Source organism: Halorubrum sp. Boch-26, assembly GCF_029889805.1.
Lineage (GTDB): Archaea > Halobacteriota > Halobacteria > Halobacteriales > Haloferacaceae > Halorubrum.
In genome coordinates, this window is the sequence record NZ_JARANT010000035.1 from 1 (window position 1) to 26505 (window position 26505).

The following is a 26505-nucleotide window of genomic DNA, read 5'->3' on the forward strand; positions in this document are numbered from 1 at the left end:
TGCCGGCCCCGCCGCCGCCCTCCGGGAGGAGACCCCCCTCGTCGACGCCGACGCCGCCGAGCTCGAGCTCGAACGCGCCGTCGGCCGGCCGGCAGGTCGACAGCAACCACCCCAGCGCGGCGACCGGAAGTCCCAGCGATCCGACAACGGCGCCGGTCGCGAGCGCCGAGCCGGTGTCTCGGTAGACGAACGCCGCGAGCGCGAGGAGGACCGCGGCGAACGCCAACGGCGCCGGCGGCTCCCGGAGGAACTCGTAGCACGCGGGAGGAAGGGAGACGGCCCCGCCCCCGCTCGGCGAGGGCGAGATCCCGACGTCGCCGCTCTCGCCGCTCGGCCCGCCGCCGTCGCCGGTACCGCCGAGCCCGCCGCCGTCGAGGCTCACGGCGGAGTCGAGGGTCGCCGCGGCGACGCCGAGCGCGACGACCGCGAGGAGGGCGAGGAGGACCGCAGCGAGGGTGTCCCGCTTCACGTCCGTGGATACGCCGTGCCGCACGAATAGCTTTCGACGGGGGCGGTCACTCCGCCGTCTCGGCCCCGTCGACGACGTCGTCGAGGGCCGTCGTGGGGAACAGCGCGTCCACGTCGCGGTCCGGGTCGACGAGGCGGTAGTCGGTCCCGTCGCGCTCGACGACCCCGGCGTCGGCGAGGTGATCGAGGTGCGCGAACGCCTCGCCCGGGCCGTGAAGGACGTGGATGTCGACCAAGTCGCCGAACAGCTCGGCCGACACCTCCCACGCCGTCGCGGGACCGCCGTCGGCGAGGACCCCGAGTACCCGCCGGGTCCGGTGGCGGTGGTGGTCGAGGATCGTCGCGGCCCGTCGGCTCGGGTCGTCGATCCGCTCGCGGTGGCCCGGGTGTGCCGCGTCGAAATCGCGCTCGACGATCCGCACGAGGCTCCGGGCGTACGCCGCGAGCGGCGCGTCGACCCGAACGTCCGCGCCGCCGACGTTCGGGGTGTATCGCGGGAGGAGCGCGTCTCCGGCGAACAGCTCTTCGGGGGCGCCCGTCCGCTTCTCGGCGTCGCTCTCGGAGTCCGACCGTCCGACCGGCTCGTGGTCCGGGACCTCGCGCGGGTCGAACGCGAACCCGGCGAGCCCGGCGGTGTGGCCCGGCAGGTGGACGGCCTCCAGCGCGACGCCGCCGGCCTCGACGACGTCGCCGTCGCCGATGGTCGTCACCTCGGCGGGAGGACCGCTGAGCCCCGCGCTCACCGCGTCGAAGTAGTCGCGGAGCCGCTCCTGATCCGTCTCCGGGAGCCCCCACCGATCGAACGTCTCGCGCTGGAGTTCGGGGTCGACCATGAGCGACGTCTCAGTTCCGTCGACGAGGGGCGCGTCGGCCTCGTGGACGAACACGTCGGCGCCGCCTGCGGCCTGGACCTCGCCGGCTAGCCCCGCGTGGTCGGGATGCCAGTGGGTCAAGACGACCTCGTCGACATCGGCGAAGGCGACGCCGTGGTCGGCGAGCCCCGTCTTCAAGTCGGCGCGGACGTCCGGGAGCGCGACGCCGGTGTCGACCAGCGCGGTCGTCTCGCCGTCGAGCAGGTAGACGTCGTTTTCGCCCTCGAACACGGTGTTTCCGAGCTGGATCCGGTTCACACCGTCCCGTCGTCGGGAGGGCTTTTGAGGGTTGCCTCCGCGGAAATCGCGTCGGTTCGATCGGCGTCGACGCCGGCGGCCTCGCCTCCGGGGGCCGCTCAATCGAGCACGTCGACGCCGGTGAACTCAAGGCGGGCGCCGCCGTCGGCGCTGTCGGTAACGCGCACCTCCCAGCCGTGGGCCGCCGCGACGCTTTCCACGATCGCGAGCCCGAATCCGGTTCCGTCATCGGTCGTCGAGTAGCCGGTCTCGAACACGTTCTCGCGGTCGGTCGCCGGGATTCCGTGGCCGTCGTCGGCCACGAAGAAGCCGCCGTCGACGTCGCCGACCGTGATCGTGACGCCCGCGCCGCCGTGCTCGACGCTGTTCCGCACGATGTTCTCGATCATCTGCCTGAGCCGGCTCCGGTCGGCACGCACGACCCGATCGGTGTCGACGCGGAGCGTCGCGTCGGCGGTGTCGACGCCCTCCCGACACGGCTCGACGAACTCGACGCCCTCCCGACACGCCTCGACGAGCTCGCGGAGAGGCACCCGATCCGTCTCGTCGATGCCTTCTCCGTCGCGAGCGAGCGTCAAGAGGTCGTCGATGAGGGAGTTCATGCGCTCGTGCGCCCGGGTGACGTGGTCGAGGTGTTCGGAGTCGCACTCCTCTCGGGCGAGGTCGAGCCATCCGGTAGCGACGTTGAGGGGGTTCCGGAGATCGTGTGAGACGATGCTCGCGAACTCCTCGAGCCGCTCGTTCTTGCGGCGGAGCGCCTCCTCGCGCCGCTTCCGTTCGCTGACGTCGCGGATGACGCCGACGCGGTCGAGCGGTTCGCCGTCTTCACCGTTGTCGTCTCCGAACCGGGTGAACCGTATCTCCACCGGGAACCGCTCGCCGTCCGCCGTGAGGAACTCGTACTCGACGGAGCCGGCGTCGCGGTCGCTCGCCTCGGTCTCGCGGCGTACCTGCGTCACCTTCGCCGCGGCCTCCTCGGTCACCCAGTCGTAGATCTGCGACCCGATCAGCTCCTCGCGGCTCGCGCCTTTCATCTCCGCGTACCGGTCGTTGACGTACGCGATCGTTCCGTCGGGACGCACGGCGTAGACGGCGTCGTCGAGCGACTCGAGGATCGTCTCGTACCGGCGTATCTCTCGTTCCCGACGTGACTTGTCCATCATTGCTCCTCCCGTGCGCTCGTTTCACCTGTTCAGTAATAAATGGGCCGTCGCTGTCGTCCGCTCTCTCGGTTTCGGTCCGGTCGGCTACCTCGCCGGAAACGGGCGATTCCGTGCGGATCCGGTGCGCTTTCCTCGCCGCGCGCCTACCCGACCGCATGGAGTACCAACCGGGCGTCTGCAACATCGGACCGGCTCAACAGCGACGGCGGCTCCTCCTCGGGATCGGCTCGCTCCTCCTCGCCGTCGTCTTCGTCGCCGCCGTCGTGACGATCGGCTGGCCGCGCTGGGCGCTGCTCGGTGCGACGTTCCCGCTGTACGGCGCCGCGATGGGCTACTTCCAGTACCGCGAACGGTTCTGCGTCGGGTTCGCCGGCATCGGCGTCTTCGACGTCGGCGACGGGACTAATCAGGTCCTCGACGAGGCGGCGCTGGCCGCCGACCGGAAGCGCGCGGTCCGGCTGAACGCGAAATCGCTGGCCGTCGCCGTCGGCGGTGGGGCGGTGATCTACGGCATCGCGGCCGTTGGCTTATAACGGGGCACGTGGGTCGGGCCGAAAGGGACACCGCGTCGGCGGAACGGTCGGACTTATAACGAGACGTTCGTCTCGATGTCCTCCGTCGCCTCTTTCAGCCCGTCCTCGCGGGCGGTTTCGGCGTGGTTGCCCTCGATCGCGGCGTCGGTGAGGAGGTCGCGGAACCCGTCGCGGAAGCGGTCGTTCGCCCGTGTGGATGTCAGGTCGACGCGGGCGACGCGCGCGTACTTCGCGACGGCGTCGGGCTCGGCGTCGAGCGCCTCCGCGCACTCGACGATCGAGCGGCCCTCGGCGGTGAGCGACTTCAGGTCCGCGTACTCGAACGGCGCGCCGTCGACCTCGCGGTCGGCCTCGCGCACGAGGTGGAGGTCGAGCCGGGCGTCGCGCACGGTCGCGGGGTCGACGTCGGTCGGTTCGGGCGTGCCGGCGGCCGCGTCGCCGCTGTCGTTCCCGTCGTCGGTCGCATCGTCGCCGTCGGCTCCGTCACCAACGGAAACCGCGTCGTCGGCATCGGCGAGCGCGGCGGCGAGCGCCGCGTCGTCGTCCAGCTCGAAGCGCCCGCGGGCGATTCGGGCGTAGGTCGCGTCGTCGAGGGCGGTCGAGAAGTCGTACCGCTCGCGCATCGCGGCGACCAGCTCGCGGACGCGCTCGCCGACGGCGGCCTCGTCGCGGTCGGTGAGAGTTCCGGGGGACTCCGCCTGCCGCTCGGTGACCGTGTCGGACCCGGTGGTCTCGACGAAGATATCGCGGAGATCGGCGGTCTTCTCGTCCATGGGCCCGAACGTACGTACTCCCGGTAGAAAAGCCTCGCGTCCGGTTTCGGACGTTTCGGGCGCGATGCCACCGGATCGTCTTGAGGAGTGCGCGGCGACCGGGTGACACCCGACAGCGCCCGACCTCGTCGTCAACCAGTATATTCAAGTCGGTTTACGAGCCTGTCGTGGACATGGCAACCAACACGGAGTCGGTGGATCTCGTCGGCGACGAGGCCGCGACGAACCTCGCTCGCGCGGCGCTGTTCGCCGCGCTCGTCGGCGCGTTCGCGTACGTGACGTTCCCGAACCCCGTCTCGCCCGTCTCGGTGACTCTCCAGGTGCTCGGCGTCTTCCTCGCCGGGATCTACCTCGGGCCGGTGTGGGGGGGCGCGTCGCTCGTGTTGTACCTCGCCGCGGGCGCGCTCGGCGCGCCGGTGTTCCAAGGGGGCTCCGCCGGCGTCGGCCAACTCGTCGGTCAGTCGGCGGGCTACCTCTGGTCGTACCCGCTCGCCGCCGCCGCGGTCGGCGCGGTCGTCCACCGGGGCGCGACGCTCCGCGACCTCGATTCCGTCGGCGTCCCGACGCTCGTCGGCGCGATGATCCTCGGCACCGCGATCATCTACGCGCTGGGCGTCGCCGGCCTCGCGCTGGTGCTCTCGCTCGGACCCGTTGAGGCGGTGACCGTGGGCGCGGTCGCGTTCCTCCCCGCGGAGGCGCTGAAGATCGCCGCCGCGGTCGGCATCGTGCGCTCGGACGCGATCGCGGCCGCGTGAGGTGACCGGCGTGATCGATCCCGAGGTGACGCCGTGATCGACACCGAGGGCGTCACCTTCCGGTACGGCGGCGGAGCGGGCGACGACGACGCCGGCGTCACCGCCGTCGACGACGTCTCCCTCTCGATTCCCGACGGCGAGTTCCTGGTGATAGCGGGCGCGAACGGCTCCGGAAAGACGACGCTCGTCCGGACGTTCAACGGGCTCGCGACGCCGGACTCGGGGACGGTCGCGGTCAACGGGACGCCCGTCGCCGACGACCTCGTCGCCGCCCGGACCGCGATCGGCATGGTGTTTCAGGACCCCCGCGACCAGCTGGTCGCGGCCACCGTCGGCGCCGACGTCGCGTTCGGCCCGGAGAACCTCGGGCTCGCGCACGACGAGATCGACCGCCGCGTCGCGGCGGCGCTCGACGCCGTGAACATGGCCGGGCGGGGGGACGACCGGATCGCGTCGCTGTCGGGCGGCGAGCGCGAGCGCGTCGCGGTCGCCGGCGCGCTGGCGATGGAGCCGGACCACCTCGTCTTGGACGAGCCGTTCGCCGGCCTCGACGAGCCGGCCCGGCGGTCGGTTCTCGACCGCCTGCGCGAGCTTCACGCGGGGGGGACGAGCGTGATCGCCGTCACCCACGACCTCCGCGACGTGCTCGGGCTCGCCGACCGCGTGGTGGGGCTGGCGGACGGGCGAATCGCGGTCGACGCCGCTCCGGAGGCCGCGGTCGCCGACCTGCCCGGACTGGAGGTTCGGGTCCCGGAGCCCGCGGTCGCCGACCGGCCCGGCGACGTCGCCGCCTCGGACCCGTGACGCTCTCGTACGTCCCCGGGGACTCGCTCGCCCACCGGCTCGACCCGCGGTCGAAGCTGCTCGCGCAAGCCGGGTTCGCGGCCGCGGCGTACGCGTACACGACCCCCCGCGGGCTCGCGGCGCTCACCCTCCTCGCGGTCGGGTGCCTGCGGCTCGCCGGGGGCGGCGCCCGCGACGTGTGGACCTACCGGTTCGCGTTCCCGGTGCTCGCCCTCGCCCCCCTCGTCGCCGGCGCGACGCTCGGCGCGCCGTGGTTCCGGCCCGAGCGCGCCGCGACCACGGGGCTCGCGAGCTATCGGGTCCTGCTCATCCTCGTCGTCGCCGCGGGGTACGTCCGGTCGACGCCGGTCCGCGAGTCGCGGGCGGCGCTCCAGCGGACGGTTCCGGGGAAGCCCGGCCAGTTTCTCGGCGTGGGCGTCGCGCTCGTGTTCCGCTTTCTCCCGCTCCTGAAGCGTGACCTACTGACTGCGCGGGAGGCGGTCCGCGCCCGCGGCGGCGACGCGCTCCCGACCCGGGAGCGGATTCGGCTCGTCGCCGTCGCCGGCGTCGATCGCGCGTTCGGGCGGGCGGACCGACTCGGAACGGCGCTGAACGCGCGCTGTTTCGCGTGGAACCCGACGCTCCCGCGCTTCGCGTTCGGGCGGGCGGACGCGGCCGCGCTGGCGGTCGGAGTCGGACTGCTCGCGGCCGCGCTGGTGACCGTCGTCTGAGCGGTCGGGCGGGACGTGAGCGAGGGAAGCCGACGAAACGATCGGCGACGCGCTCCGCGTTGTGGCAAGTTTTAACCGGACCGTATCCGGCTGATCGATCATGACTCCCCTGCAGGCGGCCACCCGGGAGACGTTCTGGACGATCGGTCCGGTCGGGAAGGCCGCGTTCTACTGGCTCGCCGCGGTCGCGATCCTCGTGCTCCTGTACGGGGTGTACGCCCGGTTCGCGGCGTACGCTCGCGGGAGCGCCGATCCGCGCGACCGGCTGTCGGAGCTCCCGTCGCGGGTCGTCGCGGCGACCAAGACGGTCATGTCGAACGAGAATCAGTTCGACGGGGACCTGTACGCCGGCGTGATGCACACGTTCGTCCTGTGGGGCTTCCTCACCCTGCTCGTCGCGACGACGATCCTCGGGTTCGACATCGACGTGTACCGCCCGATCGCGGGCGAGTCGTTCTGGGTCGGCGACTTCTACTTGGCCTACCAGTTCGTCGTCGACGCGTTCGGTCTGCTGTTCGTCGTCGGCGTCGGCATGGCGATGTACCGCCGGTACCGGAACCGCGAGGGGCGGCTCTGGGGGAAACACACCTCGCTCGAAGACGACGCGTTCGTCTGGACGCTTCTCGCTCTCGGCGTCGGCGGGTTCGTCGTGCAGGCGCTCGGCATCGTCGGCCAGCCCGCGAGAGCCGACGAAACGGTGAGCTTCATCGGCATGGCGATGGCGGCCGGGTTCCAGTGGGTCGGGCTGACGCCCGCCGGCGCCGAGGCGATCTACGGCGTCGTCTGGTGGAGCCACTCGCTGTTGGCGTTCGCCTTCATCGCGTGGATCCCGTACGCGAAGCCGTTCCACATGATCTCCTCGTTCGCGAACGTCGTCGCCCGCGACGAGAAGGCGGGCGCGCGGCTCCCGAACGTCCCCGCGGACCTCGACCACACCAACGCCGAATCCATCGAGGACTTCACCTGGAAGGAGCTGATGGACGGCGACGCCTGTACGAAGTGCGGGCGGTGTACCGACGCCTGCCCGGCCGACGGTGTCGGCCGGAACCTCGACCCGCGAGACGTCATCCTCGATTTAAAAGCGTACCGCGAGTCCGTGAGCGACGACCCGGTGGCGGGCGCGGGTGGCGGGGGATCGGTCGCGACCGACGGCGGCGTCGCGAGCGCGGATGGGGGTTCCGTCCCCATCGTCGCCGACGAGGGCGGCGTCATCGCGAGCGAGTCGATGGAGTCCTGTATGTCCTGTATGGCCTGCATGGACGCCTGCCCGGTCGACATCGAACACCTCACCTCGTTCACGAAGATGAACCGCCAGCTCGTCGACGAGGGGGCGGTCGACTCGAACCTCCAGGGGATGTTCCAAGACGTCATGCAGAAGGGGAACTCCTTCGGCGAGTCGCAGTCGGCCCGCGGCGACTGGGCGGACGAACTGGACGACGTGGAGGTCCCGGACGCCCGCGAGCGCGAGGTGGAGTACCTCTGGTACGTCGGCGACTACCCGAGCTTCGACGACCGGAACAAGACGGTCGCCCGCGCGCTCGCTCGGCTGTTCGACGAGGCCGACGTGTCGTTCGGAATTCTCTTCGACGACGAGAAGACCGACGGTAACGACGTCCGCCGGATCGGCGAGGAGTTCCTCTACCTCGAGCTGGCGGGCCATCACGTGGAGACGTTCGCCGACTGCGAGTTCGACTCGATCGTCTGTACGGACCCGCACTCGTACAACACCATCAAAAACGAGTACCCCGAGGTCGACTTCGCCGAGTTCGCCGACGATCCCATGATGCCGTTCGACCGCGAAGAGCCGTGGAACGCGGACGGCGAGGTCGACGTGTTCCACTGGACGCAGGTGGTGGAGGAGCTTGTCGACGAGGGGCGGCTCGGCCTCTCGGGCGACGAGCTCGACTACACCGTCACCTACCACGACCCCTGTCACCTCGGTCGGTACAACGACGAGTACGAGGCGCCCCGCGAGCTGATCCGGGCGACCGGCGCCGACCTCCACGAGATGCCGCGCTCGCGCGACGACTCGTTCTGCTGCGGCGGCGGCGGGGGCGGCCTCTGGACCGAGCACGACGAGGCGGTCAAGCCGAGCGAGGAGCGACTCCGCGAGGCGGTCGAGGACACGGACGCGGGCGACGCGATCGAGAAGTTCGTCGTCGCCTGCCCGATGTGCACGACGATGTTCGAGGACGGCCGGAAGACCGGCGACTTCGAGGACGACGTGGAGATCGTCGACGTGGCGGAGCTGCTGATCGAGGCGGTGGAGGCGGGGTCGAGATAAACGCCGGGCCTCAGGCGCCGCGACCCGCGTCCCGCGGACTCGGCGCCGGCCGCGACTCGACCGCGCCGTCGACCCGCCGGAGCAGTGCTCGCCCCGGTGCCCGGTCGCGAACGGGGGCGTCGGCGAGGTAGTCGATCAGCGCGTCGCGGAGGAGTTCGGCGCCGTCCGGGGCGAGCGCGCGGTCGCGCTCGATCCGGCGGATCGGTCGGCACTGCGCGGGGGCGTCGTCGCCGGCGTCGACCGCGGCCGCGCCGGCGTCAAGCAGGGCGGCGTGGGCGACCCACGCCTCCTCGCGAGAGAGCGAGAGCCGGGTTCGATCCCCGTTCGTCGGAGGGGTCATGGTCGGGGTCTTCGCACGGAGGGGCTTAAAGATACGCCGGAGGTGCGGAACGGGGGTCCGGGCGTCGCGGTCGTCGGTCGGCAGAGATCTATATAGTGTATATATATCACCCAAGTAATACTGACGGAGGGGTACCCCTCATAGCATACTACTTATATCGAAGATTCCCTCGATAAGGTGATGGCATCAAGCCACGACGCGGACGCCAACGGCATTACGCGGCGGAAATCGCTTGCAGCGCTCGCCGGTGCAGGCGCGCTTGCGCTCGCGGGATGTACCGAGACCGAGGGGGGCGACGGCGGCTCCGGAGACGGCTCCGACGGCTCCGACGGCTCCGACGGCTCCGATGGCACCGACGACTCCGACGGCTCCGACGGGTCGGACAGCCTCTCGGGCTCGATCAACATCGCCGGGTCCTCGACCGTCTTCCCGCTGATGAGCGCGGTCGCGGAGGACTTCGCCGAGGACAACCCGGAGGTCTCGATCGACATCAGCTCGACGGGCTCGGGCGGCGGATTCGCGAACTTCTTCTGCGTCGGCGAGACCGATTTCAACAACGCGAGCCGGCCGATCAAAGAGGAAGAACAGGAGCTCTGCGCGGAGAACGACGTCGAATACGTCGAACTCATCGCGGCGACGGACGCGCTCACGGTCGTGATCAACAACGACAACGACTTCGCGACGGAGATGACCGTCGAGGAGATCGCCCAGATTTGGGAGTCCGACGCCGCGGAGCTGTGGAGCGACGTCCGCGACGAGTGGCCCGACGAGGAGATCGAGCGCTACGGCGCCGCCGACACCTCGGGGACGTACGACTACTTCCTCGAGAACGTCATGGGCGCGGAACGCGGGCACACCGACGACTACCAGGCGACTGAACAGGACAACACCATCGCCGCGGGAGTCGAGGGCAGCGAGTACGGGATCGGCTACTTCGGGTTCGCCTACTGGTACCAGAACCAGGACCAGATCACGCCGGTGGCCGTCGACAACGGCAACGGGCCGGTCGAACCGAGCCTGGAGACCGCGTCGTCCGGCGAGTACGCGCCGCTTTCGCGCCCGCTGTTCACGTACCCGTCGATGTCGTCGCTCTCCAAGGAGCACGTCGCGGAGTTCGCTCGGTACTTCGTCGGCCAGACCACCAACGAGGAGCTCGTCGCCGGCGACGTCGGGTACGTTCCCGCAACCGAGTCCACGCAGGAAGAGCAGATGCAGGTTCTCGAAGACGCGATCGAGCAAGCGCAGGGCTGAACCGCGCGTCATGAACCGGTGTATTGATTTACGACAGCGTTCGATCATCGACCGTCCGTGACAGATAGCACCGAGAGTCCGGATCTACAGCGACGGAGCGGGCTCACACGACTGAAGGAGGGGACCTACGGAGGGTTCTTCGCCGCGTGCGCAGTAATCACCCTGCTAACGACGGTCGCCATCATTGCGACCCTGCTGTCGGACGCACTGGTGTTTTTCGCCGAGGTACCGATCACCGAGTTCCTGACCAGTACCAGCTGGAGCCCGAACCCGCGCGGGGGCGGGCAGACGTTCGGTATCGTCGCGTTGGTGATCGGAACGCTCACGGTGACGATCACGGCGGGACTCGTCGCGCTTCCGGTCGGAACGCTGACGGCGATATATCTCAGCGAGTACGCGACACCGAGCGCGCGATCGATACTGAAACCGCTCTTGGAGATCCTCGCAGGAATCCCGACCGTCGTGTACGGGTACTTCGCGCTGGTGTACGTCACGCCGGCACTGAAGGCGACCCTGTTCCCCGAGATGAGTACCTTCAACGCGCTGTCGGCGTCGTTGATGGTCGGGATCATGACGATCCCGATGGTGTCGTCGATCTCCGAGGACGCCATGAGCGCCGTGCCGGACGACCTGCGACAGGCCGGCTACGGCCTCGGCGCGACGAAGTTCGAGGTGTCGACCGGGATCGTGGTTCCGGCCTCCATCTCGGGGATCGCCTCGTCGTACATCCTCGCCGTCTCGCGCGCGATCGGCGAGACGATGATCGTCGTCGTCGCCATGGGCGCACAGGCGCGGATGCCTGCGGTTCAAGAGGGGCTCTTCGGGGTCCCGTTCATCAACCCCGCCGACACGCTCTTGCAGTCCGGGATGACGATCACCGTCGCGATGGTGCAGATCGCCGGCGGTGACCTGACGGGCGGGACGACCCCGTACGACGCGATGTTCGCGCTCGGACTCACGCTGTTCGTGGTGACCCTCGTAATGAACGTGCTCAGTGACATCATCGCGCAACGATACCGGGAGGAGTACTGATGGCGACCGACACCGAAAACGCGCGCGTCGGGGAGTTCGGAGAGGTGAGCCGCGTCCGAGGGATCGTCTTCGAGTACCTCTCGCTCGGGGCGAGCGTGCTCGGCATCTTCGCGCTCGCGGTGCTCCTCATTTACGTCACGATCGACGCGTTCGACTTAGCGGGCGCGAGCCCGCTGTGGCTGCTGACGTACTTCCTCACGCTGGTCGTCCCGTTCCTCGGGTTCTGCCTGTACAGCGCCCGGGATCGGGCGCTGACTCGGCGGGCGGTCGCCGTCGCTGGCGGCGGACTCGTCGCGGTAGCCGGCGCCTTCACGCTGATCGAGACGGTCATCGGTCAGGTACCGCGGCTCAACTGGCAGCTCACCTATCTCTTCGTCGTCATCATCCCGCTCACCGGATATCTCGTGTACATGGGCGCCCGTGGCCGACCCGGATCGGTCGGCTTCGGGCTCGTCGGACGGCTGATCGGCGGCACCGCCATCGGGCTTGCGTTCAGCGTCCTCTTCTTAGTGTTCGACGAACGACTGTGGTTCCTCGCGTACACGCTCGGGATCGTCCCCGCGCTGCTCGCGTACGCGTACGGTCGACGCCGAGACGCGTCGGCCGCCGTGACGGCCGCCCTTCCGATAAGTATTCTCGGAGTGTTGCTCGCCGTGTTCGTCCGGGAAGCGCTCCGGACGTACCCGACGACGACGTTCATCTACCTCTGGACGCTGGCGGTCCCGATCGCCGCGGCCGGCGCCCTCGCGGTGAACGCCCGGGGGAGCCGGACGGCGGCGCTGGCCGCGGGGGGTGTTCCGCTCGCGCTCGCGGCCGCGGTCGGCCTGTTCGGGCGGGCCGCGGGGCTCGGCGTCGGCGGGCCGAACGCGCTGCTGGTCGTCGCCGTCACCGGCGTCCCGGCCGCCGCCTACCTCCAGCGCGTGGTCGACGTCGGCGAGGGGGTGACGGGACTGGCTCTCCCCGTCCTGCTCGTCGCCGGGGCGCTCGCCGGAGCGCTCGTCGTCGAGACGTTCGGGATCCCGACGCCGAACTCGTGGGTGAGCGAAACGTTCCTCACCGAAGCGCCGTCCCGAAACGCCCGGGAAGCCGGACTCTACCCGGCGATCGTCGGCTCGGTTATCATCATCGCGATGGTCGCACTGCTGTCGTTCGTCCTGGGAGTCGCGACGTCGGTGTTCTTAGAGGAGTACACCGCGGACACCGGCCTCGTCGGGGCGCTGACGCGGCTGCTCCAGATCAACATCGCGAACCTGGCGGCGGTCCCGTCGGTCGTGTACGGGCTGCTCGGACTGGGGCTGTTCGCGAATCTCCTCGGGCTCGGGTTCGGGACCGCGGTGACCGTGTCGCTGACGCTGTCGCTGCTCATCCTCCCGATCACGATCATCTCCGCACAGGAGGCGATCCGGTCGGTGCCTGACGACCTGCGCCGAGGGTCGGACGCGATGGGCGCGACTCGCTGGCAGACGACGAAGAACGTCGTCCTCCCGGAGGCGTTCCCCGGAATCCTCACCGGGACGATCCTCGCGCTCGGGCGGGCGATCGGCGAGACCGCACCGCTCATCATGGTCGGCGCGGCGACGACGGTGTTCAGCGCTCCGAGCAGCCTGTTCAGCAAGTTCAGCGCGATGCCGATGCAGATCTACGCGTGGGCGAACTTCCCGCAGGCGGAGTTCCGGTACGGGGTCGTCGCCGCAGGCGTTATCACGCTGCTGATCATCCTCATCGGTATGAACGGGACGGCGATACTGCTGCGGAACCGCGCGGAGCGGGGGAGCTAACATGAGCAACACGGAAACAGAACGCGAAGCCGAGTCGGACGCGGCCGACTCGCTCATCACGACGGACGTGGAGACCGGATCGAACGACCGAACCGCGACATCGGATCGGACCGCGGTCGCCACACGCGACCTGAACGTGTTCTACGGCGACGAGCAGGCGATCGACGACGTGTCGATGGAGATCCCCGAAAAACGGGTGACCGCGCTGATCGGCCCCTCCGGCTGCGGGAAGTCGACGTTCCTCCGGTGTATCAACCGGATGAACGACATGATCGACGTCTGTCGCGTCGAGGGCGACGTGGAGTTCGGCGGCAAGAACGTGTACGACGACGACGTGGACCCGGTCGCCCTGCGGCGGAAGATCGGGATGGTGTTCCAGAAGCCGAACCCGTTCCCGAAGTCGATCCGCGACAACGTCGCGTACGGCCTGAAGATTCAGGGGTACGACGGCGATATCGACGAGCGCGTCGAGGATGCGCTGAAAGGGGCCGCGCTCTGGGACGAGGTGAAAGGCCAGCTCGACTCCTCGGGGCTCGATCTGTCGGGCGGGCAGCAACAGCGGCTCTGTATCGCCCGGGCGATCGCGGCAGACCCGGAGGTGGTCCTGATGGACGAGCCGACCTCGGCGTTAGACCCCGTCGCGGCCTCGAAGATCGAGGACCTCATCGACGATCTGGCGGAGCAGTACACCGTCATCATCGTCACCCACAACATGCAGCAGGCGGCGCGCATCTCCGACCGGACCGCGGTGTTCCTCACCGGCGGGCGGCTCGTCGAGTACGACGACACGACCAAGATCTTCGAGGACCCCGAGGAGCAGCGCGTCGAGGACTACATCACGGGGAAGTTCGGATAGATGCCGCGCGAGAACTACCAGGAGCGGCTCGAGGAGCTCCGAGCCGACGTGGTCGCGATGGGGGATCTGGTCCTCGACCGGTACGAGAGCGCCCTCCGCGCGGTCGAGGCGGGCGACGACGCCCTCGCCGACGAGGTGATCGGCACCGACCACGTGGTCAACGACCGGTACCTCGAACTGGAAGAGGAGTGCACGGAACTCCTCGCGCTTCAGCAACCCGTGGCCGGGGATCTCCGGCTGGTGACGGCCTCGTTCAAGATCATCACTGACCTCGAACGCGTCGCCGACCTCGCGACGAACATCGCCGAGTACGGCGGCGAGGGCGGTGGGGTCCATCCGGCGGTCGACTTCCGCAGACTCGGCGAGGCCGCCGGAGAGATGGTTTCGGACGCGATCGCTGCCTACGAGACCGCCGACCCGGAGGCCTGTCGGGAGATCGACGTCCGCGACGACGACCTCGACGAGCGCTGCCGCCGGGCGAGCGAGGCGGTCGTGCGGAGCCTGCTCGAGGCCGACCGCGCCCGCACCGCGGCGAACGAGAGCTCCGAATCGGACTCGGAGCACCTCGCCGACGCGCTCGACGACGTCTCTCGCGCCCTACTCGCGGTTCGCGACGTAGAGCGAGTCGGCGACCACGGGGTCAACATCGCCGCGCGGACGCTGTACATGATAGAGAGCGACGACGAGTTGATCTACTGAGCGGCGGGCGACACGCGGATCGAAACGGGCGACGAGAAGCGGTCCACCACGCGCCAGCAACCATGACAACCACAGACACCGCAGACGACGGAGCCACCGGCACGACGACCACCCTCACGTTCATGTGCGTCCGCAACGCCGGCCGGAGCCAGATGGCGACCGCGTTCGCGGAGCACGAGCGCGACCGGCGCGGGCTCGGCGACGCGGTCGAGATCGTCACGGGCGGTACCGCCCCCGCCGACAGCGTTCACGACGTGGTCGTCGAGGCGCTCGCGGAGGTCGACCTCGACGTGAACGGCCGGACGCCGCGGCACGTCTCCGACGAGACGCTCGCCGCGTCCGACTTCGTCGCCACGATGGGGTGTTCGACGCTGGAGCTCGACGGCGTCGACACCGACGACTGGGACCTCGCCGACCCCGGCGAGCGTCCGATCGAGGAGGTCCGCGAGATCCGCGACGAGATCGAGCGCCGCGTGATCGCCGTCTTCGACGAGCGGTTCGGCGAGTACGTCGACGAGTAGGGGCTTCGCGTCGCCGCAGGCGGTATCGACTCCGGAAGCGCTAATCGACTCCGCACTCAGTGACGGAACATGACGATACTGCAGGAGTTCATCGGGGACCAGTCGCTCGTCGTCTGGGTCGTGTTGGGCGCGATCGGGTTCCTGCTGACTTGGAAGGGGGCGAACATCGTCGAGTCGACGACGTCGAAGATCAGCGACCACTTCGGCGTCTCGCAGGCGATCCAAGGCGGACTCATCGTCGCGGCCGCGACGTCGTTCCCCGAACTCGCGATCATCGTCATCTCGGTGGTCGTGCTCGGCGACTTCGGTGTCGGTGCGGGGGCGCTCATCGGGACGGCGGTGTTCAATATTCTCGTCATCCCGGCCGCGGTCGCGATCACGAGCGGCGACACGACGACGACGGAGGGGATCGTCTACCGCGACGCCATCTTCTACATGGTCGCCGTCCTCGCCCTCTTCGGCGTGATCGCGCTCGGCGTCCTCGGGACCGACGGACGGGAGCTCGCGCGGATCACGCCGCAGATGGGCGTCGGCCTGCTGGTGCTGTACGGCGTGTACGTCATCCTACTCGTCGGCGGGAAGAGCGGCGCGTCGGACCTGAAGCGGGCCGAGTCGACGAACGTCCCGAAGCAGGCCGGGCTGTTCGCGGCGGGACTGGTGGTCGTGCTCGTCGGGGTCGAGTCGATGGTCAGCATGACGGTTCAGATCTCGGAGGCGCTCGACGCGCCGTCGTTCCTCATCTCCGTGACGGTGCTGTCGGTCCTGAGTTCGTTCCCCGACCTGCTCGTCGGCGTAAAGATGGGCAAGTCCGGCGACAAGCGGGCGGCGATCGCGAACGTCTTCGGAACGAACACGTTCAACCTCGTCGCGGCGCTGCCGATCGGCGTCATCCTCGCCGGCGGGGTCTCGATCGGCTTCCTCACGTCCGTGCCGCTGATGTTGTTCCTGTTCTACACCACCCTCGTGGTCGTGGTGTTGGCCGCGACGGAGTTCGAGGTCACCACCGAGGAGGGGTACGCCCTCCTCGTGATGTACGTCGCCTTCCTCGGCTGGATGACGACCGAGGCGCTCGGAATCACCGCGCTGCTGACCGAGTCGACGCTCCGGACGATCGTCACGTGATCGGTCTGTGAGCCGGTCCGGTCCGCGAGGCGATCGGTTTTGAACGGCCGACAGTGAATCGAACACACGTATAAATGGTCGAACTCGGAGCAGCAACCGTCACCTCCGACTCCCGAGCTCTTACTTATAAGCGGTTGGTGGTAGATCGACGATGAAGCCCTCCGAAGCCCCAGCAGCGAGGGCGGCGGACGCTCGCTGTGCGCCTCACTCAGTCGCTCACCTCGTTCGCTCTCTCGTCGCGGTGCTCCTTTCGCTTTCGCCGCCCTCGCGACCCGTTGTGTCCCACCCGCACGGCACCGTCCCGCGCCTCACACCTCCCCAGCCTCGTCGGCCGCCGATGGCGGCCGCTCGCAGGCGCGCCACCGGATTCGGTTACAAGTGGCTGCGGTTGTCCCGCGTTCGCGCCCGTCACTCCGTCCGAACGCGAACTTCGATACCGTCGGCGTCGGTGACGACGATCCCGTCCTCCCGCTCGTCGACGCCGAACTCGACGTCGCCGTCGGCCGCGACCGCGTCAAGTCGGGTCCGAACCCCGTCCAGCGCGGCCGCGTCAGGGGCGACCACCTCGAACCACGCGAGCCCTCGTCCCGACGCCGGCGTCGTTCGCCCCTGCCACGTGTTCGCGCCGAGGTGGTGGTGGTAGCCGCCGGCCGCGACGAACCGGACGTTCGGACCGGTGGTTCCGACCTCGAAGCCGAGTCCGTCGACGTAGGTCGTCTCGAACGCCGACAGCGAGGTCACTTCGAGGTGCATGTGACCGATATCGGTGCCGGGCGGCGCGTGGTCGGCGGGGCCACCGTCCGAATCGCCCGCCCCGGCGACGCCCTCGACATCGAGCGGGTCGGTCGCCATCCGGATCGTTCCGTCGTCGATGGGCCACTCCTCGCGGGGACGGTCACAGTATATCTCGACGCCGTTCCCCTCGGGGTCGTCGAGGTACAGCGCCTCGCTGACGAGGTGGTCGGCGGCGCCGTCGAGCCGCCACCGCTCTCGCACCCGGGCCAGCGCATCGCCGAGCGCGGCCCGGGAAGGCACCCGGAACGCGGCGTGAAAGAGGCCGGCCTCGGTGCGCCCGCGTTCGGGGCGGTCCGGGTCGCGCTTGAGGACGAGCAGGGGCGTTCCCTCGACCCCGAGGACGGCCTCGTCGCCGTCGCGGTCGAGGACAGCGAGGCCGACGACGTCGCGGTAGAAAGCGGTCGTCTCGTCGAGGTCGGCGACGCGCAGCGCGGCGCGGCCGATCCGCGTTCCGGCCGGCAGGTAATCGCTCGATGAGCGGTCCGCATCGGTGCGGTCGGCGGACGGAGCGTCGGTCATGTCGCCACTGAGTGGCGCCCGCGCGTTCAACGCGTCGGTCGCGGAAGCCGGGAGTTCCGGAGCGACCGGCCGCGCTCGGGTCGGAGTATCCCACCCGATCGTCCGTTAGAGTCAAGCGGCGGGGCGACGCAGTACCCGATATGAGCGTCGAACAGGAGGAGCGGGCCATCCGGTGTCTGGTCGCGAAGGTCGGGCTCGACGGTCACGACCGAGGCGCACACGTGATCGCGCGGGCGTTCCGCGACGCCGGCTTCGAGGTCGTCTACTCCGGGCTCCACCGCGCGCCGGAGGACATCGTGCAGGCGGCGGTACAGGAGGACGTCGACGTGCTCGGCATCTCGATCCTCTCTGGCGCCCACAACACCCTCGTCCCGAAGGTGATCGAGGGGTTGAAAGAGTACGACGCGTTCGAGGACACCCTCATTCTGGTGGGCGGGATCATCCCCGACGACGACGAAGCCGAGCTCAAAGAGCTCGGCGTCGCCGAGGTGTTCGGCCCGGGCACGCCGATGGAGGAGACGATCGAGTTCATCCGGAACAACGTGCCGGAGCGGGCGTAGATGGGCGGGCAGAAACGCGACGGGTCGGCGACCCCGCGAGCGCCGGAGCTGAGCGGCCGCGACGCCGAGCTCGTCGAGGAGCTGCTCGGGGGGAGCCACCGCGCGCTCGCTCGCGTCATCACCCGGATCGAGGACCGCGCGGGGGGCCACCGGGCGATCGTCTCAGCGCTCCACGAGCACACCGGCGGCGCGGACGTGATCGGGATCACGGGGTCGCCCGGCGCCGGGAAATCGACGCTCGTCGACAAGCTGGCGGCCGCCTACCGCGAGCGGGGCGACACGGTCGGCGTCGTCGCCGTCGACCCCTCCTCGCCGTACACCGGCGGGGCGGTGCTCGGCGACCGGATCCGAATGGGGTCGAACGTCGGCGACATGGACGTGTTCTTCCGGTCGATGAGCGCGCGCGGCCAGCTCGGCGGGCTCTCGATGGCGACCGCGGACGCCGTGAAGGCGCTCGACGCCTTCGGGAAGGACGTCGTGGTCATCGAGACGGTCGGCGCCGGACAGAACGAGGTCGACGTGGTGCGCACCGCGGACACGGTCGCGGTGCTCGTCCAGCCGGGCTCCGGCGACGACGTGCAGACGCTGAAGGCCGGCATCCTAGAGATCGGCGACGTGTTCGTCGTCAACAAGGCCGACATGGACGGCGCGGAGCGCACCCTCGCCGAACTGGAGGAGATGGTCCACCGGCGCGAGGGACCGACGACGGGGCTCGACACGGGCCACCACGGGTTCGACGCCCCGGAGCATCCGGACGACCCGGAGCATCCGGACGACGAGAGCGAGGCGTCCCCCCAAGAGTGGACCCCCGAAGTGCTCCGGACCGTCGCGAACACGGGCGAGGGCGTCGCGGACCTGATCGCGGCGTTCGACGCCCACTCCGCGCACCTCCGGGAGTCGGGCGAGATCGAGGCGACGAAGCGCCGGCGCTACGCCGAGGAGATCCGGACGCTCGTGCGCTCCGACGTGGGCGCGCTGGCGGCCGACGAGATCGAGCGGCGCGGCGGGGTCGACCGGCTCGCCGAGGCGGTCCGCAGGCGCGAGACCGACCCGTACAGCGTCGCCGCCGAGGTCGTCGCTCCCATCGTCGACTGCGTGGAGACGGGCCGAGAGTGACCGAGCGAGCGACGACGGGCGGGCGGCGGCGCGGCCGCCCGGTCGGGCCACGAGCTATAAGTCGCCCGCGGACCAACAGGTTTTCATGAAGCTCAGGAACCTCGCCGGGACCGCCCTCCTCGGCGTCGGCGCGCTCGCCGCCCTCAACACCGGGCTCCGGTACGAAGGGGAGCTGGAGGCCCCGCTCGACGGCGACGGCGGCGTCTTCCGCTGGCGCGGGATGGACGTGGCGTTCACGGAGGCGGGAGACCCGGACGACCCGGACCTCGCGCTGCTCCACGGGATCAACGCCGCCGGCTCCGCCGGCGAGTGGCGCGCGGTGTTCGACGACCTGGCGGCCGACTACCACGTGATCGCTCCGGACTTCCCCGGGTACGGCCGCTCCGATCGGCCGCCGTTACGGTACTCCGCGGCGCTGTACGAGGACTTCGTCCGCGACTTCCTCGCCGACCTCGACGAGCCGGCCGTCGTCGCCTCCTCGCTGTCGGCCGCGTACGCCGCCGGGGCGGCGACCGAGGACGGGTCGGGGGGCGACGCGGTCGACCTGCGCGGCTTCGTCGGCGTCTGTCCAACGAGCGTCGCGGGGCCGAGCCCGCCGAAGTCGTGGCTCCGCGAGCTGCTCCGGTCGCCGCTGGTCGGGGACGCCCTCTTCAACGTCATCGCGTCGAAGCCGTCGATCCGCTACTTCAACGCCGACCACGGCTACGACGACCCGACGAACCCGAGCGAGGAGTGGATCGACTACGAGTGGCGGACGACCCACGTCGAGAACGCCCGGTTCGCGCCGGCCTCGTTCGTCTCCGGGTACCTCAACAGCGACCTCGACCTGGCGGCCGCGCTCGGCGCCCTCGACGTGCCGCCGACGATCGTCTGGGGGCGCGAGGCCGAAGTGAGCCCCCTCTCGGACGGCCGCGAGCTCGCCGACGAGTCCGGCGCTCGGCTCGTCGTCTTCGACCGCGCGCGGCTGCTCCCGCACGTCGAACACCCGGATCGGTTCGTCGAGACGGTGCGGGAGAGCCTCGTGGCGGGCGCCACCGCCTGACGCGGCGCTCCCGCGCAGAGTCTCGGCCGTGCGCGGTGGCCATCGGAGTATCAGACGTGAGTATCGGGGAGTAACCGGTTTATCTGAGGGCTGTCGACTCCGGGGCATGACCGACGCCCCACTTCGAGTGCTCTGCGTCGACGACGAGCCGGGGCTCGCCGCGCTCGTCGCCGAGTACCTCGAACGCGACGACGGGATCGACTGCGAGGCCGTCGCCGAGACTGACCCCGAGGCCGCGCTGGACCGCATCGAGCGCGGGGCGTTCGACTGCGTCGTGAGCGACTACGATATGCCCGGCCGCACCGGCGTGGAACTCCTCTCAGCGGCGAGAGAGGCCGACCCAGACCTCCCGTTCCTCCTCTTCTCCGCGACCGAGCCGGACGCCATCGCGGCCGAGATGGTCCGCGCGGGCGTCAGCGACTACGTCCGCAAGCGCGGGAACGTCGACGGGTACACCGCGCTCCTCCGCCGCGTCGAGCACGCGGTCGACGGCGGGGGCGGGAGCTTCGAGCCGGGCGAGAAGCGGATCGAAGGCGACCGGTTCGACCCCGCGGCCGATGTCGCGCTCGATGGGGTCTGTACGGTCGCTCCCGACGGCACCTTCGAGTTCGTCGGTGAGGAGTACGGGCGGCTGTACGGCTACGATCCGGACGAGCTCGTCGGCGAGCGCTGGCAGCGCCTCCATCCGGACGAGGAGGTCGAACACATCCGGACCCACGTCATTCCGGCGGTGATGGCGGGCGAACAGTGGACGGGGACGAGCGAGGGGCTCCGCGCAGACGGGACGACGTTCGCGGAGTCGAAGCTGGTGAGCACCACCAGCGACGGCCGACTCGTGATTTCGGTGTCGCCGGTCGCGGCGGTCGCGGGCGGGAGGACTGCGAGCGACTGAGACGGCTGCGCGGTCGACGGCGTCGGCCGAGCGAAACCGACGACGCCGACCCGCCAACCCGCCGACCCGCGTCTCACTCGTCCCGCCTGACGTACAGCGTCTTCTCGCAGGCCGCGTGGACGGTCCCCGACTCGTCGACGAGCGAGACGAGGTACTCTCGGTCGGTGGACTCGCCGGGGCCGAGCGCGTCGCGGATCGCGTCGGTCTCGGCGGTGGGGAGGTCGAACTCGGCGTACAGCGTGTCGCGGCCGGGCTCGATGAACTCCAGCGCGGCCGACTTGTCCCAGACGGTGAAGCCGTCACCGAGGACTTGCCGAAGCATCGTCATGTACACCGGGTCGATCGCGCCGTAGAGGCTGCCGCCGAAGGTCGTGCCGACCGCGTTTCGGGTGCGCCAGTTGAACGGGACGCGGACCCGCACGAAGCGCCAGTCGGCGCCGATGTGGTCGACGCGGGCGCCGGTCCCGCGGTACGCCGGCAGGAGGTTGAAGCCGTGCCGCCACAGGCGGGTCCGGAGGCTCTCCGCCGGCGGGTCCTCGCGGAGGGGACTGGGATCGGGGTCGCGGTCGACGCCGGTCGGCGAGTCGGTCACGTTCGACCGGGGCGTCCCCGGCGACAAACCCGTGTCGGAACCGGCGACAACGCGCCCGGGGTTGTCGGCGTCGATGTCGGATGCGTATTTAAACCGACGGCGGTGGCGCGCGCCTCCGAGCGGCCCCTGGCCGCGAGGAGCGCGTGCGAGGGAGTCGGACCGCGCAGTCGCGCCGGTCCGACGAGGCTGGGGAGGCGTGAGGCTGCGGTCGCTGTGCGGTCGGGTGGGGCTCAAAGGGGCAGTCGCGAGGACGAAGCACGGCGCAGTAAGCACCGCAGCGAGGGAGCGTTAGCGACCGAGCGAGGAGCGCAACGAGCCGCGCGAGTCGTCGCGGCTGGGGCTTTTGGGGGCGTCCGCCGTCGATCCGCGTTCAATCAGGTATTCACAAGCGGCTGGGGTTTCGGAGGCGGTCGCCGTCGATCCGCGTTCAATCAGGTATTCACAAGCGGCTGGGATTTCGGAGGCGTTCGCCGTCGATCCGTTCTCAACCACTTATAAGCGAGTGACGGCGTCGCCGGAGGCGGTCGCCGTCGATCCGGACGAATTCGATCACGCGGACGCGCTCACCGCATCTCGGCCCGAAACGGGTATCCGCGCGCGTCCGCAACCCGACACCGATGGAGTGCGACAAGTGCGGGGCCGACGCCGTCCACCACGCCGCCTACTCCGGGGCGCACCTCTGCGGCGAGCACCTCCGCCAGTCGGTCGAGAAGCGCGTGAAACGCCGGGTCCGCGAGGACTCCCTCCTCGATCCGGATGCAACGCCCGAGGAGCCCGACCGCTGGGTGATCGGCCTCTCCGGCGGGAAGGACAGCGTCGCGCTGACCCGAATTCTGGACGACGTGTTCGGGAGGGACCCCCGCGTCGAGATGCTCGCGCTGACGATCCACGAGGGGATAGAGGGGTACCGCGACGAGAGCCTCGACGCCTGCGTCGAGCTGGCCGAGGAGCTCTCGCTCCGCCACGAGGTCGTCTCATACGAGGAGGAGTTCGACGTGCGGATGGACGACGTCGTCGAGAGCGACCCCGAGGACATGGCCGCCTGCGCCTACTGCGGCGTGTTCCGGCGCGACCTCCTCGAGGAGTACGCCGCCGAGTTCGACGCCGACAAGCTGCTCACCGGCCACAACCTCGACGACGAGGCCCAGACGGCGATGATGAACTTCCTCGAGGGCGACGTGCGACAGGTGGCGAAGCACTTCGACGCCTCTCTCGGACCCTTCGACGAGCGCGAGGAGACCGACGCGTTCGTCCCGCGCGCGAAGCCCCTCCGCGACGTGCCCGAGAAGGAGATCGCGCTCTACTGCCACGTGCGCGACCTCCCGACGCACATGGCCGAGTGCCCGCACTCCTCGGAGGCGTACCGCGGCGAGATCCAGTCGGCGATCCACGAGTTGGAGGAGAACCACCCCGGCGCCCGCCACTCGATCATGGCCGGATACGAGGAGCTCTCCGCGCTCGCCGCCGAGGCGTACCGCGAGGGCGGCGACGCCGCCGACGGCGCCCCCGACCTCGGCGAGTGCGAGCGCTGCGGTTCGAAGACGAGCCGCGACGTCTGCCGGAAGTGCCGCCTGCTCGACTCGATCGAGGCGGCGAGCTGACCGCCCCGTCGAACGCGGTCGGCGACCCGAGCGTTCTGTCGGTCAGGCGTCGCCGTCGACCCGCCCGAGCAGGTCGAGCTGGTGGGTGAGGTAGACGAGCTCGGCGGCGTCGACCCGTCGCCGCCGCTCTGAGAGCCACGCGTCGAGGTCGGCGGCCGAGAGCGATCCGTCGCCCTCGACGGCGATCACCTCGCCGACCGCCTGCTCGACGGTGTCGAGGATGTGCCGGACGAAGAACGCCTCGTCGGCCGGATAGCCGGTCTCGCCGTCGGCGGGACGCACGACCCAGTCGGAGCCGGCGACCCCGAGGAGCGTCGAGCCGTCCGCCTCGCGCAGGCGCGAGAGCGCGGCGCCGCCGGCGCGGCTGTCTCCGTCGGGTTTCTCGTCCATGTGCCGGTGGTACAGCCGCTCGACCACTCGGTCGTTGGGATGCGCCGGGCGGAAGCGCGTCCCGCCGTCGAAGGTGATCGGGAAGTAGTAGGTCCCGCCGGGGCCGAGCGCGGCGAGCAGGGCGTCGAGCCCGTCGAGGTCGAGGACGTCGAGCAGCGCCATCCCGATCAGGGCGTCCCACTCGCCCGGGCGTTCCCCGGCGTACGCGACCGCGTCGGCGGCGACCGGCTCGACCCGAACCGTACGGGCGTCGGTCTCGACGACGAGCGCGTCGCCGTCGGCGGTCTCGACGGAGACCGGTCCCTCTCGGTCCGTCGCCCACTCCCGGAGGTACGGACCGACGCCGGCGAGCGTCTCCGCGTCGCGGTCAACGACGACGTACCGCGTCTCGCCCGGCGGGAGCACCTCCCGATCGATCAGGCGGGCGACCATCGTCCCGATGCCGGCCCCGACCTCCAGCACGCGCAGCGGCCCGGCGCTCGCGGCGGCGCGGTCGGCGAGCCGCTCGCGGAGGATCCCGACGAGCCGGCGGTCGAGCGCCCGGTCGTCGACGGTCCGCTTCGCGCGGAGGTAGCGCCGGAAGGCGTCGGTGTCGTCGGCGATGGCGTCGTCGGCGAGAGCGTCGTCGGCGGGGGCCTCTTCGTCGGTCGCTTCGGCGGACTCGTCGCCGCTTCCGGTCACGTCGCGGTCTCCCGTCACGTCGCCACCTCCGTGTCTATCGCGTCGACGCCGTCGCCCGCGTCAGCGACGTCGGCGAGGAGTCGCCGGACTCGACCCGTCGACTCCGTCCAGCCCGGGTGACGCTCGTACCGCCGCCTGGCGGCGCGGCCCATCTCGGCAGTCCGATCGGGGTCGGCCGCGAACTCGTCGAGCGCGCGGGCGACGGCCGCGGGGTCGTCCGGGTCGACGAGGACGCCCGTCTCCCCGTCGGTGACCGTCTCGTTCGCGCCGCCCGCCCGGGAGGCGATCGCCGGCAGACCGAAGCTCATCCCCTCGAGGTAGACGATGCCGAACCCCTCGTACCGGGAGGGGACCGCGAGGACGTGGCTCTCGCGGAGGACGTCGGCCAGCGCGTCGTCCGACAGCCGGCCCGCGAAGCGCACGCGGTCGCCGAGCCCGCGCTCCCGGACCAGCCGCCGAACCTCGGCGACGTGATCCTCGTCGACCGTCCGGCCGACCGCCGTGAGGTCGACGGAGGCGTCGGCCCGGGCCACTCCCTTGACGAGCGTGTCCAGTCCCTTCCGGGGTGCGAGGTTCCCGACGAATATCGCCCGCAACGGCCTCTCGCTGGCCCGCGCCGCGATTTCGGCGTCGTCGATCGCGGGGTCGAACCGGTCGCCGGCGGGCGGGGCGACGACGGTCCTGTCGGGGTCGGCGCCGAGGGCGGCGACGGCGTCGCGGGTCGCCGCGCTGTTGCAGACGACACCGTCGACGGTCGCGAGGTACCGGCGCTCGACGGCGCGGTACAGCGGGGCGAGCCGCCGGGGCTCGCTCGCGCGGAGGTGGTGGACGACGCTCACGATCGGGTACGGCAGATCGCGGTTGGCGCGGAGAAGCGAGGGGTGTGCGAGCTCGTCCTGTACCAGTACGTCGACGTCGACGCGGAGGCGGTCCCGGAACCCCGGATCGGCGTTGTCGAGCAGCCCGCGCGGGTACGCCCGCCACGGGAGCTCGACGACCTCGACGGTGTCGCCGGCCCGGCGGAGCCCCTCGACCAGCTTGCGGTCGTAGCGGAACCCCCCGGACTGCTCGTCGAGGCTCCCGTACAGCGCGAGCCCGACTTTCATACCGGCGCGTCGTACGTCGCGGCGGCCGCGTCGTCCTCCCAGACCGTCACGGCCAGCTCGGCGACGGTGTCGTCGGTCACCGCGTCGGTCACGCGTTCGAAGACCACCCGGGCGAAGCGCTCGACGCTGGGGTTGTGCCCCTCGAACTCGGGGAAGTCGTTGAGCAGTTCGTCGCGGTAGCGGTCGACGAGGTCCGCGAGCGCCGCCTCGGCGTCGTCGATGTCGACGAGGTAGTCGTACCGGTTCAGCTCCGGGCCGCGGAAGGTCAGTTCCACCTCGAAGTGGTGGGAGTGCGGCACGCCCTCCGGGCCGGGATCGGGGACGGTGAGGTAGTGCTGGGCCACGAAGTCCGTCAGGACCGTCGTCGCGTACATGGGCCGACCCACGGGCGCGACGCACCTAAATCCGGAGGGGTGGTGGGATGGTAGCCGTCACAGGTAGCCGAGCGCTTCGAGCCGCTCCCGCTCGCCCGTCTCCCCGTGGACCCGGCTCACCGGCAGCGGCTCCGGGGGGTCGAGTTCGGGGACGAGCGTCCCGCGGTCGACGCCCGTCGTCTCCGCCCACGGGACCGCGAGGAGGGCGGGAACCGGCGTGTGCATCGGGTGCCCGTACAGTCCCCACTCGCCGAACAGGTTGCCGTGGTCGGCGGTGATCGCGACGCGGCCGTCGACGTTGTCGGCGAGCGTCGCCACTTCGGCGAGCACGTGCCGCAGGTTCGCCTCGTACGCCCGCCAGACGCGCTCGACCGAGACCTCGCCGCGCCGGAGCAGCACCCACGGGTTCGCCTCGTTGCTGTGGCTCCCGGTCCGGGCCATGCCGTCGTCGCCGGCGAGGGGATCCGTGACGAACGGGTGGTGCGGCTGCATGTAGTGGGCGACGAGGCGGTCGGGGTCGCGCTCGCGGGCGAGCGCGGCCGCCCGCACGGTGGCCGCCCGCGCCGGCACGGTACCCGAGTCGGCGTCCCACGCGTGAGTACCCACCAGTAGCATGAA

Annotated in this window: 26 protein-coding genes and 2 pseudogenes; 17 read left to right on the forward strand and 11 right to left on the reverse strand. The window is 70.4% G+C overall.

Going from position 1 to position 26505, the window contains the following annotated elements; genetic code table 11:
• From OQF71_RS06995 to OQF71_RS07005, 3 genes and pseudogenes are all read right to left on the reverse strand, one after another.
• Positions 1–469 (reverse strand): annotated as a pseudogene (locus tag OQF71_RS06995) (hypothetical protein); the annotation flags it as partial.
• A 46-nt stretch (positions 470–515) separates the two neighbouring features.
• Complete coding sequence (locus OQF71_RS07000; protein ID WP_280586721.1) at positions 516–1598, reverse strand: MBL fold metallo-hydrolase; 1083 nt, start codon at positions 1596–1598, stop codon at positions 516–518.
• A gap of 98 nt (positions 1599–1696) precedes the next feature.
• Entirely contained in the window at positions 1697–2758 is a 1062-nt protein-coding gene (locus OQF71_RS07005) for a PAS domain-containing sensor histidine kinase (protein ID WP_280586722.1), read from the reverse strand.
• Between the two features lie 158 nt (positions 2759–2916).
• Between OQF71_RS07005 and OQF71_RS07010 the strand changes: the two genes are divergently transcribed.
• Positions 2917–3294: a hypothetical protein gene (locus OQF71_RS07010; RefSeq protein ID WP_280586723.1), complete on the forward strand. Its 378-nt coding sequence runs from the start codon at positions 2917–2919 to the stop codon at positions 3292–3294.
• A 53-nt stretch (positions 3295–3347) separates the two neighbouring features.
• Here the strand turns inward: OQF71_RS07010 and OQF71_RS07015 are convergent, their stop codons facing one another.
• Positions 3348–4067 carry a hypothetical protein gene (locus OQF71_RS07015; protein ID WP_280586724.1) on the reverse strand — a complete coding sequence of 240 codons (720 nt, stop codon included), beginning with the start codon at positions 4065–4067 and terminating at the stop codon, positions 3348–3350.
• A 173-nt stretch (positions 4068–4240) separates the two neighbouring features.
• On the opposite strand from OQF71_RS07015, the gene OQF71_RS07020 reads away from it, so the two are divergent.
• From OQF71_RS07020 to OQF71_RS07035, 4 genes are all read left to right on the forward strand, one after another.
• Positions 4241–4822 carry a biotin transporter BioY gene (locus OQF71_RS07020; RefSeq protein ID WP_280586725.1) on the forward strand — a complete coding sequence of 194 codons (582 nt, stop codon included), beginning with the start codon at positions 4241–4243 and terminating at the stop codon, positions 4820–4822.
• 33 nt (positions 4823–4855) lie between these two features.
• Entirely contained in the window at positions 4856–5626 is a 771-nt protein-coding gene (locus tag OQF71_RS07025) for an ABC transporter ATP-binding protein (protein WP_280586726.1), read from the forward strand.
• Positions 5623–6336, forward strand: coding sequence for an energy-coupling factor transporter transmembrane protein EcfT (locus tag OQF71_RS07030; protein ID WP_280586727.1), 714 nt, complete (start codon positions 5623–5625; stop codon positions 6334–6336). Before OQF71_RS07025 ends, OQF71_RS07030 begins: the two co-directional genes overlap by 4 nt.
• Before the next feature lie 100 nt (positions 6337–6436).
• A complete protein-coding gene (locus tag OQF71_RS07035) occupies positions 6437–8620 on the forward strand; it encodes a (Fe-S)-binding protein (protein ID WP_280586728.1) in 2184 nt (727 codons plus the stop codon).
• 10 nt (positions 8621–8630) lie between these two features.
• Here the strand turns inward: OQF71_RS07035 and OQF71_RS07040 are convergent, their stop codons facing one another.
• Positions 8631–8960 carry a hypothetical protein gene (locus tag OQF71_RS07040; protein WP_280586729.1) on the reverse strand — a complete coding sequence of 110 codons (330 nt, stop codon included), beginning with the start codon at positions 8958–8960 and terminating at the stop codon, positions 8631–8633.
• 180 nt (positions 8961–9140) lie between these two features.
• Here OQF71_RS07040 and OQF71_RS07045 point away from each other — a divergent pair, with 180 nt between their 5' ends.
• The 7 genes from OQF71_RS07045 (at position 9141) to OQF71_RS07075 (ending at position 16219) form a co-directional block, all read left to right on the forward strand.
• Positions 9141–10211 carry a PstS family phosphate ABC transporter substrate-binding protein gene (locus OQF71_RS07045; RefSeq protein WP_280586730.1) on the forward strand — a complete coding sequence of 357 codons (1071 nt, stop codon included), beginning with the start codon at positions 9141–9143 and terminating at the stop codon, positions 10209–10211.
• Positions 10212–10268: 57 nt separating this feature from the next.
• Entirely contained in the window at positions 10269–11243 is a 975-nt protein-coding gene (pstC, locus tag OQF71_RS07050) for a phosphate ABC transporter permease subunit PstC (protein WP_280586731.1), read from the forward strand.
• The gene (pstA, locus tag OQF71_RS07055) at positions 11243–13021 is read left to right on the forward strand and encodes a phosphate ABC transporter permease PstA (protein ID WP_280586732.1); all 1779 of its coding nucleotides are present in this window, start codon (positions 11243–11245) and stop codon (positions 13019–13021) included. The genes pstC and pstA overlap by 1 nt, the downstream gene beginning before the upstream one ends.
• Position 13022: 1 nt before the next feature.
• Positions 13023–13877, forward strand: coding sequence for a phosphate ABC transporter ATP-binding protein PstB (pstB, locus tag OQF71_RS07060; protein ID WP_280586733.1), 855 nt, complete (start codon positions 13023–13025; stop codon positions 13875–13877).
• Positions 13878–14576 (forward strand): phosphate signaling complex protein PhoU, encoded by a 699-nt coding sequence (gene phoU / locus OQF71_RS07065; protein ID WP_280586734.1) that lies wholly within the window; start codon positions 13878–13880, stop codon positions 14574–14576. It begins immediately after the preceding gene.
• A gap of 62 nt (positions 14577–14638) precedes the next feature.
• Positions 14639–15097, forward strand: coding sequence for an ArsC family transcriptional regulator (locus OQF71_RS07070; RefSeq protein ID WP_280586735.1), 459 nt, complete (start codon positions 14639–14641; stop codon positions 15095–15097).
• A 69-nt stretch (positions 15098–15166) separates the two neighbouring features.
• Complete coding sequence (locus tag OQF71_RS07075; RefSeq protein ID WP_280586736.1) at positions 15167–16219, forward strand: sodium:calcium antiporter; 1053 nt, start codon at positions 15167–15169, stop codon at positions 16217–16219.
• A gap of 408 nt (positions 16220–16627) precedes the next feature.
• Here OQF71_RS07075 and OQF71_RS07080 read toward each other — a convergent pair whose 3' ends face one another.
• Positions 16628–17533: a VOC family protein gene (locus OQF71_RS07080; protein ID WP_280586737.1), complete on the reverse strand. Its 906-nt coding sequence runs from the start codon at positions 17531–17533 to the stop codon at positions 16628–16630.
• Between the two features lie 140 nt (positions 17534–17673).
• On the opposite strand from OQF71_RS07080, the gene OQF71_RS07085 reads away from it, so the two are divergent.
• The 4 genes from OQF71_RS07085 to OQF71_RS07100 all read left to right on the forward strand — a co-directional run bounded on the left by OQF71_RS07085 (position 17674) and on the right by OQF71_RS07100 (position 21143).
• The gene (locus tag OQF71_RS07085; protein WP_144799645.1) at positions 17674–18093 is read left to right on the forward strand and encodes a cobalamin B12-binding domain-containing protein; all 420 of its coding nucleotides are present in this window, start codon (positions 17674–17676) and stop codon (positions 18091–18093) included.
• The gene (meaB, locus tag OQF71_RS07090; RefSeq protein ID WP_280586738.1) at positions 18094–19209 is read left to right on the forward strand and encodes a methylmalonyl Co-A mutase-associated GTPase MeaB; all 1116 of its coding nucleotides are present in this window, start codon (positions 18094–18096) and stop codon (positions 19207–19209) included.
• An 85-nt stretch (positions 19210–19294) separates the two neighbouring features.
• The gene (locus OQF71_RS07095; protein WP_280586739.1) at positions 19295–20251 is read left to right on the forward strand and encodes an alpha/beta hydrolase; all 957 of its coding nucleotides are present in this window, start codon (positions 19295–19297) and stop codon (positions 20249–20251) included.
• A gap of 106 nt (positions 20252–20357) precedes the next feature.
• Complete coding sequence (locus OQF71_RS07100; protein WP_280586740.1) at positions 20358–21143, forward strand: response regulator; 786 nt, start codon at positions 20358–20360, stop codon at positions 21141–21143.
• 73 nt (positions 21144–21216) lie between these two features.
• On the opposite strand, the gene OQF71_RS07105 is transcribed toward OQF71_RS07100, so the two are convergent.
• Positions 21217–21735, reverse strand: coding sequence for a DUF4442 domain-containing protein (locus OQF71_RS07105; RefSeq protein ID WP_280586741.1), 519 nt, complete (start codon positions 21733–21735; stop codon positions 21217–21219).
• Between the two features lie 617 nt (positions 21736–22352).
• Between OQF71_RS07105 and OQF71_RS07110 the strand changes: the two genes are divergently transcribed.
• Positions 22353–23336 carry a TIGR00269 family protein gene (locus tag OQF71_RS07110; RefSeq protein ID WP_280586742.1) on the forward strand — a complete coding sequence of 328 codons (984 nt, stop codon included), beginning with the start codon at positions 22353–22355 and terminating at the stop codon, positions 23334–23336.
• 42 nt (positions 23337–23378) lie between these two features.
• Here OQF71_RS07110 and OQF71_RS07115 read toward each other — a convergent pair whose 3' ends face one another.
• The 4 genes and pseudogenes from OQF71_RS07115 to OQF71_RS07130 form a co-directional block, all read right to left on the reverse strand.
• Positions 23379–24329, reverse strand: coding sequence for a hypothetical protein (locus tag OQF71_RS07115; protein ID WP_280586745.1), 951 nt, complete (start codon positions 24327–24329; stop codon positions 23379–23381).
• A gap of 92 nt (positions 24330–24421) precedes the next feature.
• Positions 24422–25513 (reverse strand): glycosyltransferase family 4 protein, encoded by a 1092-nt coding sequence (locus OQF71_RS07120; protein ID WP_280586743.1) that lies wholly within the window; start codon positions 25511–25513, stop codon positions 24422–24424.
• Complete coding sequence (locus OQF71_RS07125) at positions 25510–25887, reverse strand: 6-carboxytetrahydropterin synthase (RefSeq protein ID WP_280586744.1); 378 nt, start codon at positions 25885–25887, stop codon at positions 25510–25512. The genes OQF71_RS07120 and OQF71_RS07125 overlap by 4 nt, the downstream gene beginning before the upstream one ends.
• Positions 25888–25944: 57 nt before the next feature.
• A pseudogene (locus OQF71_RS07130) lies at positions 25945–26505 on the reverse strand (hypothetical protein); the annotation flags it as partial.